The sequence below is a fragment of the Bacteroides sp. AR20 genome (genome assembly GCF_964250605.1).
GTDB lineage: Bacteria > Bacteroidota > Bacteroidia > Bacteroidales > Bacteroidaceae > Bacteroides > Bacteroides uniformis.
This window is the reverse complement of the sequence record NZ_CAXUGK010000032.1, coordinates 34,168-56,603: the sequence shown is the minus strand read 5'-3', so window position 1 is coordinate 56,603 and position 22,436 is coordinate 34,168. Positions and strand designations below refer to the sequence as shown.

Sequence of the window (22,436 nt, the reverse complement as noted above, 5' to 3'; positions counted from 1 at the left end):
AAAGATGTAGAAAGGAATAGACACTCGTTTCCACTCACAAAGATAGTCGCGGTCTTGCTTTTCATAGAGGAAATATAGAGAAAAGATTTAATTCAGCCTAACATTGGAAATCAAAACTCTCACTGCAAAAGGTATGCAGTAAGTTTGCAGTAGGAAGTCATTGAATGACAATCAGTTATTTCATCACGTATCCTTCCGTCAACCGGAAGCCGCGCAACAGTTCATCCGTTTTCAGTTTCTTCTTGCCCGGAAACTGGAGGGAGCAGATGCCGACAAAGCCATCTTCGGCAGCAACGCGGATATAGGTCTTCCCGTCTGTCTGCAAGGTTCCGGGAACCAGTTGATGGGATTCCCCTATTTTCTCCGTCTCGAAGATTTTTACCACAACAGATTCTCCACCGGGTTGGACCAGCTCCGTCCAAGCGGCAGGATAGGGAGAAAGGCCGCGTACAAAATCGTAAATACGCTTCACCGGGCGGTTCCAGTCAATACGACAAGTATCTTTGAAGATTTTCGGTGCCGGACGCAGTTCACCCACGACGGCCATTTCTTCTTGAGGAATACTTTTCACTGTACCGGCAAGAATGGCATCTACGGTTTCTACCACCAGGCGACCGCCCAACAGCATCAGTTTGTCGTGGACGATACCCACGTTGTCCGTATCGGCAATGGGTACCCGTACCTGCTGGATAACCTCACCGGTGTCAATCTCATGTTTCAGGAAGAAAGTGGTGATGCCCGTTTCCGTATCACCATTAATCACCGCCCAGTTGATGGGGGCTGCGCCGCGATACTGCGGAAGCAGGGAAGCATGCAGGTTGAAGGTGCCCAATCGCGGCATGTTCCATACCACCTCCGGCAACATGCGGAAGGCAACGACTATCTGCAAATCGGCCTTCCATGCACGCAACGCCTCCACAAAAGCCTCATCCTTCAGCTTCTCCGGCTGAAGAAGCGGAAGATTATGTTCCAGTGCATACTGTTTCACCGGAGAGAATTGGAGCTTATGTCCCCGTCCGGCAGGCTTGTCGGGCATCGTAATGACACCCACCACATTGTAACCTCCTTCTACCAGACAACGAAGAGCCTCCACCGCAAAGTCGGGAGTACCCATATATACAATCCTCAAATTCTTCTTTTCCACCATTTCATTTACAATTTACCATTTACAATGTACCATTTGCGAGGCAACTCATTTGCCCATTTACAATTTACCATTTACAATGTACGAAGCATCTTCTTTGCGATTTACAATGCCCCATCACCCCGAACGGCAAATAGTAACTTGTAAATAGTAAAATAGTAAATACCAAAAAGTCCTCAGTCTTCTGAAAAATGTACCAATACTTCACGGTACGAGTTGAATATCTTCGACTTGGACACGAAGCCCAAGTATTTGTTTTCCGCATCCACCACCGGCAGATTCCACGCCTTCGTATCATCAAAGGTACGCATCACCCGCTCCATACTGTCCGTATCATACAGACGTGCCGGAGCCGAAGTCATCAGTTTTCCCACCGTGAAGCGATGATATAACTCCTGGCGGAACATAATGTTCCGGATATCGTCCAACAAGACAATGCCAATCAGCACCCCTTCCTTATCCGTCACGGGAAAGACATTGCGATGCGAGGCAGAAATGGCCTTTACCAGTTCGCCCAAATCCATTTCGGGATGCACGGTCACAAAATCCTTTTCCACCACATTCTCCATCTTCATCAGGGTAAGGATGGCCTTGTCCTTATGGTGCGTCAACAGTTCTCCTTTCTTGGCCAAACGCATGGAATAGATACTATGAGGCTCGAACATGATGATGGTAAGATAGGAACTGACAGAAACAATCATCAGTGGCAGAAACAGGTCGTATCCTCCCGTAAGCTCGGCTATGAGGAACACGCCGGTCAGCGGAGCGTGCATGACCCCACTCATGACCCCCGCCATTCCCATCAAGGCAAAGTTCTTCTCGGGCAGATAAGCCGTCATCTCTATTTCATTGCTGAAATGTGAAAAGACAAAACCGGCAATACAACCCAGATACAACGAAGGTGCGAAGATACCGCCGCAACCGCCCCCGCCATTCGTGGCACTCGAGGCAAAGACCTTGAACAGAATAATCAGTATGAGGTATATCAGCAACAGATTGCCGTGCCCGTAGAAGAAGGAATTATTCATCACCGTGTCCCATTCGGCATTGCTCATCCCATTCAGCAACAATTCTATTGTATCGTAACCTTCGCCATACAACGGTGGGAAAAGGAATATCAGGATACTCAGCATGGCACCGCCCATTATCAGTTTCTTATAGGGAGTTCTCAACCTTCCGAACACGCCTTCCACAGAGTTCATGGCCCGGGTAAAATAAAGGGAAACCAATCCGCAGAAGATACCCAGCATAATGACATACGGAATACGCTCCAGTTCGAAAGCTTGGTCCAGATGGAATTTGAACATGGCATCCGTACCCGTCACGATATAGGAAACAGTTGCAGCCGTCACCGCAGAGATCAGCAACGGCAACAAGGAGGACATTGTCAAATCTATCATCAGTACCTCCAGCGTAAATACCAGACCGGCAATCGGCGCCTTGAAAATGCCTGCAACCGCACCGGCAGCACCACATCCCACCAATAGCATCAGCGTACGATGCTCCATCTTGAAGATGGTTCCCAGATTGGAACCGATAGCCGAACCCGTCAGCACAATAGGCGCCTCCGCCCCGACCGAGCCACCGAAACCGATGGTAATGGAACTGGCTATGATGGACGACCAAGTGTTATGCCGTTTGATGCGTCCCTGCCGCCGCGAGATGGCGTATAGGATTTTGGTAACACCATGACTGATGTCGTCCTTCACCACGTAGCGGACAAACAATCCGGTCAGGAAGATACCCACTACCGGATAGACCAGATAAAGGTAGTTGGCTTCCGTCGCATTGAAATTATCCGTCAGGAAGTTCTGTATCCAGTGTATGATGACTTTCAGTATCAGTGCGGCGAATGCCGTAAAGATACCTACAAGAAAACTGAGAATCAGTATGAACTGCTTTTCCTTGATATTCTTTTCGCGCCATATGATGAAGCGCTGCAACAAACCCCTCTTGTCCTCTGCCATTTTTCCTTTTATTCGCGAATAATCTTAATGACTCCGCCCTTGCCCAACTTGATGATACTGGACGGTTTCGGGCGTCCCGTTTCCTCCTGGCGGTATCCTACTATATAATCCACCGCAGACTTGATGTCTTCACTTATTTCACTGAAGTTACCGGGAGACGGTTGCCCACTGACATTGGCAGAAGTAGAGACTATCGCCTTGCGGAACTGCTGGCAAAGCCGTTTTGAAAATGCCTCACTGGTGACACGGATACCTACACTACCATCTTCGGCAAGCAAGTTAGGAGCCAGATTACGCGCTCCGGAATAAATTATGGTAAGGGGCTTGTCAGCCAGTTCTATCAAATCCCAGGCAACCTCCGGAACATCCTGCACATAGAAATCCACCTTTACCGGAGAATCTACCAATACCAGCATCGCCTTACTGTCAGAGCGTTGCTTGATTTCATATACACGGCGCACCGCTTCTTCATTGGTAGCGTCACAACCTATACCCCAAATCGTATCTGTCGGATACAGAATTACCCCACCTTCGCTCATTACCTGGCAGGCTTTTTTGATGTCTTCTATCATTTCTTGATATATAAGTTCACGGATTAACACGCAAAAATAGTATTTTTGCAGCGATTATAAACAAAGTTTAAGAGAAAACAATGGAAGAAATTCAATTTAACCACACCCTGCCCATACAACTACGCTTCAATGACGTCGACAAATTCGGCCATGTAAACAACACTGTTTACTTCTCTTTTTATGATTTAGGAAAAACGGAATATTTCGCTTCCGTATGCCCGGATGTAGATTGGGAAAAGGATGGTATCGTTGTCGTCCATATTGAAGCAAACTTCCTCGCACAGATTTACGGCTCAGACCATATCGCCGTGCAAACTGCCGTCACTGAGATAGGAACCAAAAGCTTCCACCTCGCCCAACGGGTCATTGATACGGAAACCCAAGAAGTAAAATGCGTATGTACCTCCGTCATGGTAGCCTTCGACCTCGCCAAACACGAATCCAAACCACTGGAAGAAAAATGGATTGAAGCAATCTGCAAATATGAGGGAAAAGATTTGAAGAAAAAGAAATAAAATCCTATATTTGTCAATTAAGCTAACATTTGTATAAGTAACAATCAGTTACATTTAGTCAACTGCTATGATTCGATTGATATTATTGACCGATTTTACAGAGTCCTTTTCGTACAATCTGCTAAAGGGGGTATTGGCCTATTCCAAAAGCCATGAGCCATGGGTAGTATGCCGTATGCCACCCTCCTACAAAAACAGTCATGGTATAGAAGGAGTCTTGAAATGGGCAAAGACATGGCAGGCAGATGCAATCATCGGCAGATTTGACAATGATGACAATGTGGAGCTATTCCGTGAAAACGGAATTATCGCATTGGCCCAGGATTATAAATCAAGGTTCAGCAATATTCCAAACATCACCGGCGATTACCGCAAGACCGGCAGAATGGCAGCAGAGTTTTTTCTGAGTAAAGGCTTTCAGAACTTCGCATTCTACGGTTATCGCGATACGGTATGGTCACAAGAACGCTGCGAGGGTTTCTATGAATGTATAGCAGCCCAAGGGTTTGGAAACAATTTCTATTCTTATCAGGACCAATCCCTTGATGACTTATGGTTTTATGAAGCACCGCCCCTGCTCAACTGGTTAAAGTCATTACCACAACCTACGGCACTCATGGCTTGCGACGACAATCAAGGTAACCGCATTACGGAAATCTGTAAAGTCAACAACATCAGAGTGCCCGACAAGATAGCAATATTAGGAGTCGACAATGATGAGATTATATGCAATCTTTCAGACCCTCCCCTATCCAGTATCAGCCAAAATATTGTAAGAGGCGGATTTGAGGCAGCCGCCCTCATAGAACATCTATTGAATGATGAGGAGGCCACTTATCGGGACGTAGTGCTCCAACCAGTCAATATCATCAACCGGCTTTCGACCGACTTCTATTCCACCACCGATGCCCATATCCAAACCGCTCTGAAATATATCCATCAGAATATAGCGGCTGATATCACCGTATCGGATATAGTGAAACAAGTACCATTATCACGCCGTTTATTGGAGATTCGTTTCAAGCAAGTCACCCAGCAGTCCATCCACAAATATATCTTCAACCTTAGGATGGAACGCTTTGCCCAATTGCTGTTGGCCAGTGATGCTCCGATTGCAGATGTGGCGGAACAAGTCGGAATAAACAATCTGAAGAACTTGTCCCGCCAATTCAAAGCTTTGAAGAAAGTCTCTCCCAATGAATATCGGAAAGAGTACCAGACAAAGAGTTACCAGCGCTGATTTAATCTGGTACAAATAACATGGTATCAGGTAACACGGTTTCCAGAACATTCCGTCCCGAATACCCGACTTCCAATTCCTGGCCCATGTAATCTTCGAAATACAGCAGATGCAACTCGTGGTACCCTGCTTCGAGAGCGACTTTCCCTTCGGCACGGCGTCCGCTGTGTCCACCGTCGTTATCAACAATCAATTTACCGTCTATGTATAGTTTAGAACCATCATCGGAAAAAGTATAGAAACGGTATACTCCCCTTTCTGGAATTTTCACCAACGTACGGAAATCATAAGCAAAATGATCAGGGACGGCTGCTTCTTCAACCGAGAAGTTCTTCATCACCCCTTCCTTCACTTTATTGCAGGCGGCAATATCGGCAACACGTTTACATTTGCCTTCATAATAGGTATATGCCACGCCCTGCTTCTTGGGAGAAGTCCCCGTAGCCGGCAAATAAGCCATACTCTGCTCCTCATCCGAATTCAGACCTGAAGGGTAATAGTAGGCAGCCTCCCTTCCCGAAGGAGTGGAAATCCATGTGTCAAATTTGAATTGGTCTTCGTACAGTTCAATGATACGGGCTCCTCTCGTCAACTCTCCATACGCATCCGCACCGGTCACCCGTCCGTATCCCAATGCAATACCTTTATCTATTCCTATAAAATCGTTATCATGGTCATGTCCTACAAATACTCCCATTACATCCCTCATGTCAAGGAAGGAAGCAAACATACCGGAATTGATGTTAGCGGAGGCAACTCCACCTTCTTTGTCATTGCCATAAGTTTTCCCGTCACCTCTGATTTCGTTGTATTCAATCAGCGGAATATGGAAAAAGGCCAAAGCAGGAACGGGATTACCACCGTTCTTCTCTGCAAAGTGTTTACTTTGCTTTCTGTACCATTCTATTTGGTCGAAATGAATCCAGTCGTAAGCACCATAGATTTTATTAGGCTGATAGTCGTTGGAATCCATGCAATAGAGCAATGCCTCTACCTGGTCCTTCTTCTCCGGACTATAAATAGAAATCACACAATTACCACATCCCATAATATCTTCAGGGCCTTTTGCCCCCACATAGTAGGGAGACTTCAAGAGGAAATCATAGATTTCATTGCGCGTCAAGTATTCTGCATCATGGTTTCCCATCATCACCACAAAAGGCATCTTGGCTTCATTGAAAATATCCACTACACTTTTCCATCCATCCATAGCAGGGTCATCGGTCACCACATCCCCACTCAGTATAGCAATGTCCGGATGTTCGGCTGCCAGGACAGCACGGATAGTAGCTGCCGTTTCGGCACACTTTGCAGAACCCGGCATCCAGTGCAAATCTGTAAACTGTGCTACTACAAACCTGCCATCCTTAAAAAAGAATTGCTTCTGCGCAAAAGCCGTTACCGGCATACAGCCCAACAGTACAACTAAAAGAACAACTATTTTCTTCATAATTTCTTGAGATTAATATATTTCTATTTCATCTATTGCCAACTCACTCTGCAACCCTTCATGAAAATATCCTTTCGGGCACAAGCCACCACTCAATAATTCCAAGCGGACAAATGCAGCTTCCGTTTCGGCAAATGAAAGAGATGCCGGGAAGCGAGTGCCTTCCGTCAAGGTAAAATCATAAGTCAGCTGTTTAGTGCCCACCGGAATAAAAGTCTGACCATCCATTGAAACAGAAACACTCATCGCTCTTGCCGGCCATATCTCATTTACCGGCCGCCATAAAGAAGAAAAGGCAACTTCCTTGACTTTTTGAGGTTTCTTCAGTTCCACTACAATCTGTACAGTATCCTGGTAGAAGCTAATCCAGCGACGCATGTCGCGGGCATAGCCACGTCGTCCATCAGTCAGCCCGAAGCCTTTATTCAAGTGTTCCCATCCTGCTTCAGGATTACAAGTATAGTCACATCCGGTTGCCTTGTTTACAGCAAAACTCTTGCGGGTCACTTTCCCTAGCGGCTTACCGTCTCTGTAAACTGCCGAATAAACAGTTGCATCCTCGTCCAACGGTATCGGAGTCTTATAAAGGGAAGATGAAGTGTTGACCGTTGAATCATTTACCGCATAGTAAATATCGGCATCCGGACAGAAGGTGTTCAAAGTCACCTCATAAGTCTGCTGCGCCTTGTTCCACGCACCAGCCTGATTGACTTCATAGAAGTTGCGGCAAGCATTCACTCCGCAATAATCCAATCGTTCAAACTCCTTATCCAGCCTACGGGCAAACGACTCGAAATCCTTATGTTCCGGCTGTGTCCATTGCACCTCTGACATAGCCAGCAAACGGGGGAAAGCCATATATTCAAAATATTCGGGAGTCTGTATGTACTCTCCCCAGATATTGGCTTGTACACCTATTATATAAGCTTGTTCTTCCGGAGTCAGTTCAGCAGGAAGCGGGTTATAATTGTACACCGTATCCAACGGAAGAAAACCGCCGATAGCCAACGGGGCAAATTCCGGACTTTCCTGGTAGTAATCCAAATAACACTTTTTGCCGGGTGTCATAATGACTTTATGCCGTTGGCGAGCCGCTTCGATACCTCCTTTCTCGCCACGCCATGACATGACGGTAGCATTAGGGGCAAGCCCTCCTTCCAGAATCTCATCCCACCCGATGATGTCACGCCCTTTACTGTTCACAAATTGCTCAATCCGATGGATAAACCAACTTTGCAGAGCTTCTTCGTTGGGCAGACCTTCCCACTTCATCAAATGCTGGCAATGGGCACACTTCTTCCATGCTTTCTTGGGACACTCATCTCCACCAATGTGGATATAATGGCTGGGGAAGAGTTCCATAACTTCGGTCAGCACATTTTGTAAGAATTCAAATGTATGCTCTTTGGGACAATAGACCTCATCAAAAACATCAAAATAATCACGCACCACATAAGTCTTTCCCAGTCCGCAAGAAAGTTCCGGATAGGAAGCCAGTGCTGCGGATGCATGTCCCGGCATTTCAATTTCGGGAATGACCGTAATGAAACGGTCGGATGCATACTTCACAATTTCCTTTATTTCTTCCTGCGTATAATAGCCTCTCTTTTCTTTTCCATCGTAACGCCGTGGAAAATAATAATCAGAGTGTCCTATCTGAGTCTGTTTACGATAAGAACCTATTTCAGTCAGTTTCGGGTATTTCTTTATTTCTATTCTCCATCCTTGGTCATCTGTCAGATGAAAATGGAATTTATTCAATTTATAGAATGCCATCAAATCAAGAAACTTCAGCACTTCCTCTTTGGGCAGAAAATTACGTCCTACATCCATCATAGCCCCACGATGAGGGAAACGGGGAGCATCCGTAATGCTGACAGCAGGAATCCTAATCTTTCCTTCGTATTTCCGGTCACCATCATAAATGGCTACCGGCATGAGCTGCAGCAAAGACTGGACACCATAAAAAAATCCAGCGGCAGTTTCATTGGAAGATATATTTATCCTATCGGAAGAAACCTCCAATGTATAGGCCTCATCGGGCAAGGAATTATCTATAGATAAGCAAATATCGGCCTTTCCCGTTTCCGAAATACCCTTCAGCGTTACAGAAGTGTTTTTCAACGCATCCTCCAAATAATGAAAAACTTTCATCGCGGCTTCCCCGGAAGGGACAGCCACTGTTTTTTCCCCTTGCAGGACATACACTCCCTGCATTGGAGCAAGTTCATTCGGCATGGGTATAATACCATAGTTTGCCGCTACATCATCAGCCACTCTCCCACAAGAGAGAAAAATGAATGACATAGCCAGTAACCAATATCTTATCTTCATAGTATTTGGGATAATAAGTTGGGATATTCCTTGATTGTATTCAGTATCAGTTCACCGAACAAAGTATTTGTCCAGGCAAACCAGGAACGAGTAAAGTCCGCGGCATCCTCCGAATGGAAAGACTCATGCATAAAGCCCGTCCCTCCATCCGTATCACGAAGTTGATTCAGACAAGCACGTATTTCTTCGGAATCATCCGTTGTAAAAGCCTTCATAATGATGCTCATCGGCCAGATATAATTCAATCCCACATGAGGACCTCCTACCCCTTCACCGGCTTTTCCTTTAAAGAAATAAGGATTATTGTCACTCCATATCATTTTGCGGGTATTCTGGTAAATCGCATCTTTAAAAGAACAATAACCCAGATAAGGCGCAGCCAGCAAACTGGGTACATTGGCATCGTCCATACAAAGCGCGTTACCAAAACCGTCGACCTCAAAAGCATAAATACGTCCACAAACCGGATGATTGAAAGTACCATACCTGCGGATAGCTGCATCCACTTCATCTGCCAGCGCTATACATTTGCCGGAGAAGTCCTTGTTTCCATAAACTTTATCCTCTATCTCAGCCAATTGGCGCAATGACACAACCGCAAACATATTAGCAGGAATCAGAAAACCGTATTGTGTAGCATCATCTGACGGACGGAAAGAAGAAACGATTAAGCCGACCGGCTTTACCGGTGCTCCCCATCCGTTGTTAATCTGCGAATCTGTAGGGCGGTCGCAATCGCGCGTAAAGCTATAAGGTCCTAAGCCTTGTTTCCTCTGTTGCTCTTTAAAGGTCTTGACCACCAGCAGCATAGCTTTATGCCAATTTTCATCGAACACAGACGTGTCTTCCGTGTATTGCCAATAATGATAAGCCAGACGAATGGGATAGCACAAAGAATCTATCTCCCATTTGCGTTCATGCAGTTCCTTAACCATATGTTGTGTATGGTCGGTTTCCCAATAGCTGCCCAACGGCCCGTCGTTGAAGGCATTGGCATACGGGTCTATCAAGATACATTCAGTCTGTCTGTTGACAAGTCCTGCCACCATCAACTGCAAGTCCTTATCTTTCTTCATCAACGGCAGATAGGGCCATACTTGCGCTGAAGAGTCGCGCAGCCACATGGCATCTATATCACCTGTAATGACGAAAGTATCTGGTCTGCCATTCTTCACTCTATATCTGACAGTAGTGTCAAGCGTATTGGGAAAACAGTTCTCGAACATCCAACGCAACTTCTCGTCCTTTATTTTAGGCTTTGCTTCTTCAATAGCAGCATCTACTGCCTTCGAAATGAAGCTCCTTTTGCTTGCAGAAGGACGCAACGAAACATATCTCTGGCTGAAAGTCCCGGATGAAGATAATACGGAAGCGGGCTGAAAGGTCATTGCAGCCAAGGCAAGCCCGCCAGTCTTCAGAAATTGGCGTCTTGACATATTGTTTTTCATGATTGATTTCTTCTTTAATAGGTATGCTTACCGGATGTCACATTTATCTTTTTCTCTTTTCCACCATAGAGTACACACAGTTCAAAATCAATATTAGAATCTACTGTGATACGGGGTTCATCACTTGCAGAACGGCGTGCTTCAGCTTTTAAGGAGATAAGCCCTTCGGGACCAAAAGGATAGCGTTCTATGCCGTTAATCTCCGTCAAATTCATATCCCAGATAATCTGCTTTTTGGCATAATCTCCCCGAATACCGATAATAAATTCTATCAATTCAGCAATAGGAGGAAGTCCTGCCCAACCCACAAAATTATCCCTTGCCATAAATCCCGGCTCAGCACTTTCCGGAGCATAATATTCCCAAAAAGTTCCAGTCTTCTTATAGACCTCAAACACCTGGGCATAATGATTCAAACAAATCTCCCGTGCCAGTTTACCATAACCTTTCTGCACAAGGCCCTGCATCACCATGTAATTAGTTCCCGGCCATACGCCACCCTGCCAATAACGGCCATTCTCCTTGTACTTGGGATTATCGGCAGACAAAGAAGGAATACGGTGTTTCCGGTTGAATGTGGCAGGATTATCCAATTCCTTCACCATGCGGTCCAACTGTACAGAATCCAATACATCAGTAAACAGAGCCCAATAGGCACCTATTCCCTTGGTTGTACAGAGCGTACCGTCAGCATACTGGTCATAAAGGAAACTGGTCTTTTCATCCCAAAGATTGTCATGGATATATTTTCCCAGCATTTTGGCTTCGTCTTCAAACTCTTCTATCTCTTGCCAACGTTCCAGATAAAAGCCCATCTCAAGTAGTAAATTGGCAGTAAATAATTGCTGTAGGTTTGTATCTAACCAAATCATATGCCCGTGACTGTAGATAGGGCTGTATTCCGACGGAACACGGGGCATATTATCCATGCCGGTCCCCCATCCGCTTGACCAGTAGGTTCCATTTCTCCAAGTATGGTTCAATTTCAACCACTTATAATAAGCACAAAGTACCGGAAATATCTTGTGCAGGCGTTCCGTATCACCAAACTGATGGAAATAGACCATCTCACACCAAGGCATCAAATTCGGTCCGGTACTCACCGGATCATAGCGTTCAAAGCAATCGGCACCATCCGCCTTTATTTCACGGCAAATGAAACCGTCGGGATGCTGCTTGGCGTAAAAGTTGTTCAGCGTATTCTGGAAAGGAAAGAAACGGGTACCATAGCGGGCAAACATCAGAATGAAAGAGGAATCCCACATAAAGATATTACCATTATAAGCTGTATCCAAATAGCTTGAGACAAAACCCGAGCCTGCTTGAGGAGCACGAATATTGCCGATAGCTATTTCCCATGCCTTCCAATACATTTCAAGTTCCTTGTCATGTCCACCCCAAATGGGATTGGGAAGAATCTGCCGAGCTTCTTCGAAGCTTTTCGGCACAATCGTCTCAGGTTTTGCCACACGATACTCATTTTCAGTGACCAGCGGTTCCTTTACATATGTATTTTTATAAGGCAAATGATACTTTTCATCATTGCCACAGCTCTGAGCTTTCAGCAAAGGGAGAGTGGAAAAAGAAAGCAAGCTTACCAATAAAATGTGTTTCAACATAGGAAATAGTTATTTTTTAAATTACAAATTGAGCAGTTTTTTTATCTTGTCAAAGATAGCAGTATTTTCAAAAATCCCTGTAAACTCCTCTGCACCGGGACCAAAAGCATACACTGGTACCATTACACCGCTATGACCACCGGTAGAGAACTTACATACGATTCTGCCTTCTGCCAAATCTCCATCAACCAACGTAAGTCCACCAGTCTCATGGTCTGCAGTAACTACTACCAATGTTTCTCCATCCTTGGCAGCCCATTCATAAATGGCACCGATAGTACGGTCAAAGTCATGTGTTTCCTGCATCAGCAAATCAATGTCATTGAAGTGTCCGTAGTCATCCAGCTGCGAACCTTCTATCATCATAAAGAAACCGTTTTTATTTTGGTTCAGCAATTCGATACCTTTCAATGAAGCACGTGCCAAAAGGTCGCCACGTTCAGCAGGAAGAGGAGTATCGACCGGATAAGGTACGGCAAATACCTTACCACTCTTTATGCCAGCCAATTCATCCCAACTGCGAGGAGTCTGAAATCCTTTATCGCGTAGTTCCTTAAACAAGTCACGTCCATCTTCACGGTTTTCGAAAAGCTTGGCACCTCCACCGAATACATAATCGGCACTGCAATTAACGTAATCTGCTACGATTTCAGCTTCCGCATCCCTATCCTTGTTATGGCAACAAAAATCAGCAGGAGTGGCATCCCACAGACGGCAAGTCACCGCTATACCGGTCGATTTACCTTTAGCAGCAGCCAGGTCTACCAATGATTTCAAAGGACGTCCTTCGGTATCTACACCCACAGAATGATAGTTTGTCTTCCGCCCCGTAGCTATGGCTGTTCCACCCGCTCCCGAGTCTGTAATCAGCTTGTTGGCACAATAGGTTTTAGACAAACCCACTACCTGGCAGTTATCCAAAAACAACTTGCCTCGATTGGCTGTCCAGGCAGAATATACGTGCATAAGACTCATGCCATCACCAATCATCAAGATGACATTCTTTATCTTCTTGCCCTGGGGAGGGGTAATCTTTGTCACCTCATAAGGTTGGTCCAAAACATAGGTCTGTTCTTTATCACGGCGGCTTTGTGCCGATAACTCTACCGGCAGTAGCAAGACTGCCAAGAGCATAACGATACATATTCTTAATATCTTAGTCATAATTATTGTTTTATTATTCAACCGTTACTAAAATAGGGGCATGGTCGGAGAGGAAAGCATTATTCTCTGTTTCAGCCAATACACCATACCTCAAAACTTTCAGTCCATTACGTACAAAAACGTAATCAATCAGCGGACGTTTATCGTAAGGAATCTTTCCGAAATCATGGAAACTCCATGCCGGACCATAAACAATTGCCGATGCCTGGCGTGCATCTATCAAGTGTTCCGGATTGGAAGGGTCAGTCACGTGTTTGATGACATCCGATTCCGGACTAGCATTAAAGTCGCCCGTTACTACTACGGGTAAGTTACCACTCAACTCATTTACTTTATCCAGCATAAGGCTTATACCTTCACGACGTGCAGCAACACCTACATGATCCAAGTGAGTATTCAATGCGAAGAACTCCTTGCCACTTACTTTATCTTGCAGTTTTGCCCATGAAGCGATACGCTCACAAGCTCCATCCCAGCCCTTGGAACCGGCAACTTCAGGAGTCTCGCTCAACCAGAAATAGCCAGAATCCAGCAAGTTGAAACGATCTTTCTTATACCAGAGTGCACTATATTCACCCTTTTCCTTTCCATCTTCACGACCTACACCGATGACTCCGTATTCCGGCAATCGTTGTTTAAGGTCTTCCAACTGATTATGAAGTACTTCTTGCGTACCCAATATATCCACATCATAAAAACGGATGGCATTTGCCGCGCGGTCTTTACGGTATTGCCAGTTGTCCAAGCTATCTTCCGGATTGTCATAGCGAATATTGAAACTCATGACATTAACGGGCTCTGGTGCAGGTGCCTGCTGCTTCACCTGTCCGCATGATGCAGCGAACAAAGGTAAAAATAACAAAAATAACTTTCTCATAGCATATATATTAAACTATTATTTCACAAATAAAGCCGATGCAGGGATGGGTGCCAACTTCTCGGCAGAAGGCAGTTTCCAAGCCCAGCTCAAATACTCACCTTCATAATCTTCAAAGTAATAGAGCTTGTAAGGATGAAAACCTTTCTTCAGCGCGACCATTCCGGTAGCAGGAATTGCAGCATGGGAAGCATCATTATTGACTACCTGCTCATCGTGAATGTACAAGACACTGCCATCGTCCGAACGGGTCTGGAAAGTATAGACCCCATCTTCGGGAACATTTATCAATCCAGAAAAGATATAACCGAAATGATCCTCCTGCTTAGCACCCTTAATAGAAGGTTCGGGCATGACACCAGACTCCAGCAACGGTGACTTTTCTACATCAGCCACTTTCTGGTAAGTGCCTTCAAAGTACTTATAAGATGTACCATTCTGAGTAGGATTTACAGAAAGAGCAGCCTTTAATTCAGCTTTCGTTGCCGATATGGATAATGTTCTGCTTGAGCGGAGACCTTCCTTGAATCCTTTGGCTTTTATTAAAGTGGTCTTGTCCAGTTCAAAAGGCTGCTCGTACAATGCCGACTGCTCTGTGGGCTCGCTGCCATCCAATGTATATCTGATTTCGGCATCCTTGGTTGTTGTGGCCAATGCAACCGTTACCTTATCCATAAACAAGTTCAAATCCTTATCCACATAGGGAATGGAAACGACTTCATCTTTAGTATAGGAATAAGGGGATGCTTCAGAGGAAACACCTCTCTCCATATTCGGCTTGTCGGACAAAGTAAAACGAAGTTCTCCACCTTCCATCAACTGTGCATAAGTAATAAAATTTACATCTATCGGTTGTCCGTTCAATTCTACTTTTGTGATATAGACATTCTTCTTCGGGTTGTTGGCAAGGATGGTCAAAGTCTTTCTATTTGCCAGGTTGACAACCGCTTTCTCAAATAGAGGAGTAGTCAGTGCAAATTCATTGCTTCCCGGACAAACTGAATAAATACCCAAGCTGGATAATATATACCAACCGGACATCTGTCCACAATCTTCATTACCAATGATTCCTTCAGGCGTAGGAGCGTACATTTCATGGAGCAGACGGCGTGTCATTTCCTGCGTCTTCCAAGGCTGTCCGACGTAATCGTACAGATAGGCGATATGATGGCTCGGCTCATTGCCATGAACATATTGACCTATCAGTCCGGTAATATCCACTAAATCGCCATGTACATCCGACTCTACTGTAAAGATAGAATCGAGTGCGGTAATAAACTCTTTCTTACCACCAAACAGTTGTGCCATACCGCTTACATCGTGAGGTACAAAGAAGCGATACTGCCAGGCTGTGGCTTCCGTATAGGCACGACCTACCTCAATAGGATTGAAGGGAGTTTCCCAGTTCCCATCCATCCGCTTGGGGCGGAAGAATTTTGTATTACCATCAAAAACATTGATATAGTTCTGGGAACGTTGAATATACTTTTGATAAATATCATCCTTACCCATTTCCTGAGCCATACGTGCAATACACCAGTCATCATAGGCAAACTCCAGCAAACAAGAGATGGACTCTTTCTTTATATTAGAAGGAATAAAGCCATTCTGAATATAGTAATCAGCTCCCTTTTTGTTCTTTTCAGAAGAAACTACCATAGCTTCCAACGCCTTTTCCGCGTCAAATCCTCTAATACCCTTCATATAAGCATCTGCTATAACGGACACTGCATGATAACCAATCATAGTTCCCGTCTCTCCGGCAGAAAGCGGCCAGATAGGAAGTTCACCCGAAGATTCGTAAATGTCCAGAAAGGAATTTATCATATTATTGACCAAAGTTGTATCAATCAAAGTCATCAACGGATTCCATGCACGGAAAGTATCCCAAAGCGAAAATGTAGAATATTGCACTTTGCCTTTTGGCAATTGCCCAATTTCCATATTATGACGGCGGTACTCACCATTGACATCACTCACGACATTGGGTACAACCATAGAATGATACATGGCTGTATAGAAATTCTTCAAGTCGTCCGTATTGCCGCCTTTTACCGTAATAGCAGAGAGAGCTTGTTCCCAAGCGGAACGGGCAGCACTACGCACGGCATCAAAATCGAAACCTATCACCTCGGTTTCCAAATTCTCACGTGCATTCTTTTCACTGACAATGGATAATCCAACTTTGGCTATAACCGGCTCTCCATTACTATTATCGAAGGACAAGCAAGCCTGCAAATCGGTACCGTTCAACTTAACTCCTGCAGAAACCATCTTTTTATTCTGTATAAAGTCTATGGCCTGAAAAGGTTTCGAGAACTGGGCTACAAAATAAACGTACTGATTGTCCGTCCATCCCCTGGTTCTGCGCATACCTGTTATTTCGTTGGCGGCAGTCTGTTCAAGTTCAGCCTCATAAATATATTCGTTATCAAGCAAATGAGTCAAATCTATAATAATAGATGCTTCTTTGCCGGAAGGAAACGTATAGCGGTGCATACCGGCGTGTGCCGTTACCGTCAATTCAGCTTTTATTCCTTCTTCTTTCAGAACAACCGAATAATATCCGGCAGAAGCATCTTCGTCTTTATGGGAAAAAGCCGCTGGCTGGTAAATGCTTTCCGTAGTCAAATCCGGTTTCAGCGTAGTAGGACGAAACAGTATATCCCCAAGATCAATGCATCCGGTCCCACTTAAATGTGTGTGTGAAAAACCTTTTAGAGTCGTATCATTATAATGATACCCCGAACAAGCATCCCAGTTTCCGGCACGCGTGTCAGGACTTAACTGTACCGCCCCGAACGGAACGGTTGCCCCCGGATAAGTATGCCCATGAAAGCCGGTACCTATAAAAGGGTCTACATAGTCTACGGGAGATAGTTCACCGGATGTACAAGAGCAGCAAGCCCAAAAGGCAGTAGTTGCACATATAAGAGTTTTTAATTTCATCAGACTGTATATTTGAAGAGCGCTGCAGACTGTCGGGAATGCCGTCTCTCCGTATATTAAAATGATTTTATGAATAGCCTTTGCAAATGAAAGAAAAAGAAGAAATATCTGCAAGGATCAATACCCGAAAATACCAACCCCTGCAGATTAGACCAATGGCAATGAGGTCTTTTTTTATATTTTATCTCTTTCAGAGAAAATATCAATCATAATGAGGATTCTGTTTTAACTTACCATCAGATTTGGTAATCTGAACCGAAGGATAAGGGAATACGATCATGTAATCCTGATAAGCAATCTTATCCGTATAATCCTCATACTCACCTACAACGAATGTGGAAGCAGGGTCCTGGCGGTTGGCATAATGACGTACGCGCGGACGGGCATTCAATTCGGCAACAGCCAAAGCCTTTATTTCAGTATTGCCTGAGCGATACCAGCGTTTCAAATCATATAAATGGTCTGTAAACTCAAATGCCAATTCACAACGGCGTTCATGATATAGGTCAGCCATAGTAGCAGTGCCCGTCAATAATGCAACATTAGCACGTTTACGAATGCGATTCAAATCAGCCGTAGCCAAGTCCGCTTTATTAGTCATCAAATAAGCTTCCGCACGGAAAAGTAACATTTCTGCAAAACGGATAACCGGGAAATTAATACGTACCGTCGGCCAGTCTCCGTTTGTATTGATATACCCCTTATTGGCTGCATCTTCATACTTAAAGGGATCCATGTATTTATTAATCATAAAACCGGATTCAATATCCGAGCTTGAATAAAAAGCACGGGATTCACCCAAGAATTGAAATTCCTGACCATACTCTAAAACCGTACGAACCAAACGGTCATTACCAGCTCCGTCTTTCAACATCTCTTCGTAAATATCATAAGACGGCTTGTTCTGTCCCCAGCCATTATACTGTCCCCAGCCTTTGTTCTCAAGGACAACTCCCGGAAACTCCGAACCGCCACCTTGAGAGCCACCATTTCCAGGAATAGTCCAAATATACTCTTTATTCCACCATTTAGAGAAATCAGAAGAGAACAACTCTTCATAAGTACCGGCTAAATCACGTCCGTAAGCAGTTTCCAGTTCATTGACCATACTGATTACATTTCCCCATTGTGTAGCATCCCAAGTTGCCCAATAAGCATAAACTTTAGCTTTAAAAGCTACTGCAGCCGCATCGTGCGCGCGTCCTCTATCATTATCTCCATACTCTTCAAAACGGGGCAAATACTCTATTGCCTTGTCCATATCCGAGATAATCAATTTATAATTATCGATGACCGAAGCTTGCTGAGGAGGAATAGAATTGTCATAGCCACCTTCAAAATCTTCATAACGGACAAAAGGTACCCCTTGTGTATCAAGACCGTAACGATAAGCGATCAAGAAATGAGCCCATCCACGAGTGAAGTAAGCTTCACCGAGACTTCTCTTTTCAATATCACTCAAAGTGGTGCTTTTCCCTTTCTTAAGCAACTCTTGTATTACCCAGTTGGAACGTGCCATCACTTTGTACATAGTATCAAAAATAGTACGCAAAGGGGATTCGTCTCCTGTATATTTCAATGTAGCAAGTGTTGGAAAATCACGGGTCTTTCCCCACACAACGTCGCACGCGGCACCTTGTTCCCAAAACAGTTCGCGTCCATATACAGCTTCCTGATGAAATCTTTCATACAATGCATCTACAGCATCAATAGCCTGCAGGTCATTGGTAAAATAAGTCGTTGTAGTAGCATCTCCCTCTGGTTGCACATCAAGGAAGTCACTGCAAGAACTCATAAGCAATGTGGCAGACATCGCAAAAAATAATATATTTTTTTTCATAATCATTCTTCTCTATTAATTATTAGTAAGTCAATTTTACACCAACAGATAATACGCGAGATACCGGATATTTCAAAGCATCCCAGCCACCACATTCAGGATCCATACCAGAATATCCAGTGATAGTAGCAAGATTTTCACCACTGAAGTACACAGACAAACGGCTGTTACGGTCATTCAAATGAGACCACTTGCGGAATACATCGCTTAAATCATAAGAAAGGGTTACATTCTTCAAACGCAGATAAGAAGCATTCTCCAAATACCAATCAGATGCAGTCGTAAAGTTTCCATTCGGGTCATTCTTTGACAAACGAGGAATATCAGAACCGGTATTTGTAGGACTCCAAGCATTCAATATCTCGCTGGAACGGTTAAAGTTTCCTTCTACATCACTCAACAGCATGTACTTTCCTACATATAAAGCTTTTGCTCCACCTACTCCCTGGAACATGGCACTGAAAGAAAGTTTTTTCCACGTCATTCCCAATGTAAAGGCAAAAGTCGTCTTCGGAGTCGCACTACCCATATACTGACGGTCTGCATCCGTAATTTTACCATCGCCATTATGATCCACAAACTTCAAGTCACCAGCCTTGGCATTCGGCTGAATACCTACCCACTCTTTTTCACCATTATCATTGGTCACATATGTTCCATGTTTAGCATTCCACTCGGCAACTTCTGCATCACTTTGGAACAAACCATCTGTCTTAATCAAGTAGAAGGAATTCAGAGGTTCCCCTTCCGTACTCTGCATCATATAAGGGATGCTACGGAACCTTTTATCATTAGGCCACAAACCCGGATTGCCATCCGCATCCTTCACACCTATATCTGATACCCAGTTCTTTAAATACGAGAAGTTACCCGATACGAAATAAGAAAGGTTTTTGTTAATCTTATCGCTCCAATTAGCTTGAATCTCAAAGCCACGGTTACGCACTTCACCTTGATTGATTAACATGGCATCGAGTCCCATAGTAGAAGGCCACCCCATTGATTGTGTCTGAATCAAATTAAAAGTACGTTTATCAAAATAGTCTAATGATACCGACAAACGGTTTTTAAACATCTCAACATCCAAGCCCAAGTCAGTCTGTTCTGAAGTTTCCCAGGTCAAATCAGGATTTAACGCAGAGCCGTTGTAAATCAAAGTATTCCAGATATTATTTGCCTCAGGACCATATTGTGCTTGTTCTGTCCACGAGCTTTTCTTCAACAAAGCAGACTTATAATTAAGCCCTATAGAGCTCAAATTACCTACACGCCCCCAAGAAGCACGCAATTTCAGCAAACTGATAAAATCACTCTTCTTAAAGAATTTTTCATTAGATATTTTCCATCCAAGGGTCACTGCAGGGAAATCACCATAGTTATTTTCCTTAGGCAAACGTCCAGCATAATCACGACGCCAAGATGCAGTAGCAAAATAACGGTCATTATAAGAATAAGCCAAACGGGCAATCAACGACACATTGGCATCAGGTCCAGTCAAATAGTCAGATGCTGTCACTGATCCTGCATACGCCATGTATTGTAAAAATTCCGATTCATCCGCAAAATCCTTACCCGTCACTTCCAGTCCACGCGTTTCAGAATGATCTGCCGTAGTCGAGAACAAGGCACCAACCGTATGTTCACCGAATGTCTTATCATAAGTCAGGGTATTTTCCGTCTTCCAAGCATCTCTACGGTAAGTAGTTTCTTGAAGATTATTCGACAAAGCCGGTTTACCTACTTCATCACGAATAGGATTGAACTTCTTGTAATGATTAGTCTTCATATTATAAGTAAAACGACTCGTAAACTTCAATCCAGGAAGTACATTAGCTATCTCCAAGCTGGTAGTGCTCCATATGTCACTTATCTTGTCATACAAATTCTCTGCTTCCAATAGACGTACCGGATTTACAGCATCCCCGTGGATATCAGAGAAATTCGAACCATATTTTTCAATATAGGCAGGATCTTCCGTAGTCACACCACCATAACTTCCGTCCAACGGATTATAGACAGTGGCACTTGCCGGCATGTAGATAGCCGAAAGGATAGGTCCTGTATAAGCATCGTTATCCGTAGCTTTGGAACGTTGGGTAGTGTTCTGCCATACAAAATCCTCACTGACGCTCACCCACTTGTTCAGCTGCATTTTACCATTATAACGTAATGTAAGATTCTTCTTGAAAGTATTAATCAAAACACCTTCATCATTATCGTAAGCAAAAGATATACGATTTGAAAAATTATCAGAACCTACATTCAACGCTACGTTATGACGTTGGTAGAAGGCAGTGCGGAAAATCTCATCCATCCAATCAGTACGAGTCGTACCTATCCATGGATTTTTGGTAACATCCCAACCGACTGGAAGCGAAAGTCCTGCATTTTGATGAGATATCTTACGCATCTCAATCTGCTGCTCCGCATTCAGTGGTTCTATCAAATTGGTAGCCTGACGAATACCAAAAGTGCCGTCATAAGTCAACGAAGGAGCACCTTGTTTCGCTTTTTTGGTAGTTACCAACACAACACCACCTGCACCAGACTGTGCGCCATAGATAGCAGCAGAAGCAGCATCCTTCAAAACAACGATACTTTCAATATCATTCATGGATGAGATAGGTGCACCGGGAACACCGTCCACAACCCAAAGTACATTGTCTCCATCTTGTGAGCCTTGACCACGAATCACAATGTTAGGAGAAGAAGTTGGGTCGCCACCATCGGCCGTAATGGTAACACCTGCCAGCTGTCCCTGCAGCATGCCTTCGGTAGAAGTTACCGGGCGAGCAGCCAATTCTTCAGTATTACTTACTACACCCACTGAAGCAGACAAGTCCTGCTTACGTGTATTCGCACCATACCCTAATACAACAACCTCATCCAGAAGTTCTGTATCCTCTTTAAGCACAATTACCATTTGTTTTTCTGCCACTGGTACTTCCTGAGTCACATAGCCGACAAAACTGATTACCAATACGCCGTTTTTATCGGCCGAAACATTAAAGTTTCCGTCAACGTCCGTAATCACTCCATTAGTCGTCCCCTTTACTAACACATTGGCACCAATCACAGGTTCGCCAGTCTGATCCTTTACTGTTCCTTTCACAGAAATCTGCTGTGCATAAGCACCTGCCGACAAGAACAGTCCCAACAATAGGGTCAGAATCGTTCGATAGATTCTAAGATTTACTTGTTTCATGCATTCAAAATTTAAAGTTTATAATATAGAAAATTATAATTCCGCCACAAAGGTCAGAAAGCAGAATTACATAGTTATTACAAAAGGAACAATTCTCTAACAGTCCTTATTT

Annotated in this window: 14 protein-coding genes; 2 read left to right on the top strand and 12 right to left on the bottom strand. The window is 44.2% G+C overall.

The features are described from left to right. Positions 1 to 175: 175 nt before the first annotated feature. From fmt to ACESTD_RS15220, 3 genes are all read right to left on the bottom strand, one after another. A complete protein-coding gene (gene fmt / locus ACESTD_RS15230; protein WP_373158978.1) occupies positions 176 to 1,147 on the bottom strand; it encodes a methionyl-tRNA formyltransferase in 972 nt (323 codons plus the stop codon). Between the two features lie 173 nt (positions 1,148 to 1,320). Continuing rightward, complete coding sequence (locus ACESTD_RS15225) at positions 1,321 to 3,111, bottom strand: chloride channel protein (protein ID WP_005833317.1); 1,791 nt, start codon at positions 3,109 to 3,111, stop codon at positions 1,321 to 1,323. Between the two features lie 8 nt (positions 3,112 to 3,119). Then, the gene (locus ACESTD_RS15220) at positions 3,120 to 3,683 is read right to left on the bottom strand and encodes an L-threonylcarbamoyladenylate synthase (protein ID WP_005830050.1); all 564 of its coding nucleotides are present in this window, start codon (positions 3,681 to 3,683) and stop codon (positions 3,120 to 3,122) included. A gap of 80 nt (positions 3,684 to 3,763) precedes the next feature. On the opposite strand from ACESTD_RS15220, the gene ACESTD_RS15215 reads away from it, so the two are divergent. Next, a complete protein-coding gene (locus tag ACESTD_RS15215) occupies positions 3,764 to 4,198 on the top strand; it encodes a thioesterase family protein (RefSeq protein WP_005830048.1) in 435 nt (144 codons plus the stop codon). Between the two features lie 67 nt (positions 4,199 to 4,265). Continuing rightward, the gene (locus ACESTD_RS15210; protein ID WP_117865986.1) at positions 4,266 to 5,438 is read left to right on the top strand and encodes a DNA-binding transcriptional regulator; all 1,173 of its coding nucleotides are present in this window, start codon (positions 4,266 to 4,268) and stop codon (positions 5,436 to 5,438) included. Between the two features lies 1 nt (position 5,439). Here ACESTD_RS15210 and ACESTD_RS15205 read toward each other — a convergent pair whose 3' ends face one another. From ACESTD_RS15205 to ACESTD_RS15165, 9 genes are all read right to left on the bottom strand, one after another. Next, positions 5,440 to 6,888, bottom strand: a complete 1,449-nt coding sequence (locus ACESTD_RS15205; RefSeq protein WP_117958858.1) for a PA14 domain-containing protein — start codon at positions 6,886 to 6,888, stop codon at positions 5,440 to 5,442. Positions 6,889 to 6,900: 12 nt separating this feature from the next. Next, positions 6,901 to 9,222: a glycoside hydrolase family 20 protein gene (locus ACESTD_RS15200; RefSeq protein WP_195288545.1), complete on the bottom strand. Its 2,322-nt coding sequence runs from the start codon at positions 9,220 to 9,222 to the stop codon at positions 6,901 to 6,903. After that, positions 9,219 to 10,670: a glycoside hydrolase family 125 protein gene (locus ACESTD_RS15195; protein ID WP_195288546.1), complete on the bottom strand. Its 1,452-nt coding sequence runs from the start codon at positions 10,668 to 10,670 to the stop codon at positions 9,219 to 9,221. The genes ACESTD_RS15200 and ACESTD_RS15195 overlap by 4 nt, the downstream gene beginning before the upstream one ends. Positions 10,671 to 10,684: 14 nt before the next feature. Continuing rightward, positions 10,685 to 12,289, bottom strand: a complete 1,605-nt coding sequence (locus tag ACESTD_RS15190) for a trehalase family glycosidase (RefSeq protein WP_120382037.1) — start codon at positions 12,287 to 12,289, stop codon at positions 10,685 to 10,687. A 21-nt stretch (positions 12,290 to 12,310) separates the two neighbouring features. Beyond that, the gene (locus ACESTD_RS15185) at positions 12,311 to 13,453 is read right to left on the bottom strand and encodes an alkaline phosphatase (protein ID WP_195288547.1); all 1,143 of its coding nucleotides are present in this window, start codon (positions 13,451 to 13,453) and stop codon (positions 12,311 to 12,313) included. Between the two features lie 13 nt (positions 13,454 to 13,466). Further along, positions 13,467 to 14,330, bottom strand: a complete 864-nt coding sequence (locus ACESTD_RS15180) for an endonuclease/exonuclease/phosphatase family protein (RefSeq protein ID WP_195288548.1) — start codon at positions 14,328 to 14,330, stop codon at positions 13,467 to 13,469. An 18-nt stretch (positions 14,331 to 14,348) separates the two neighbouring features. After that, positions 14,349 to 17,279, bottom strand: coding sequence for a GH92 family glycosyl hydrolase (locus ACESTD_RS15175; RefSeq protein WP_057097591.1), 2,931 nt, complete (start codon positions 17,277 to 17,279; stop codon positions 14,349 to 14,351). Between the two features lie 202 nt (positions 17,280 to 17,481). Beyond that, positions 17,482 to 19,119 (bottom strand): RagB/SusD family nutrient uptake outer membrane protein, encoded by a 1,638-nt coding sequence (locus tag ACESTD_RS15170; protein WP_117749093.1) that lies wholly within the window; start codon positions 19,117 to 19,119, stop codon positions 17,482 to 17,484. 22 nt (positions 19,120 to 19,141) lie between these two features. Beyond that, positions 19,142 to 22,324 (bottom strand): TonB-dependent receptor, encoded by a 3,183-nt coding sequence (locus ACESTD_RS15165; RefSeq protein ID WP_005833326.1) that lies wholly within the window; start codon positions 22,322 to 22,324, stop codon positions 19,142 to 19,144. Positions 22,325 to 22,436 lie beyond the last annotated feature (112 nt).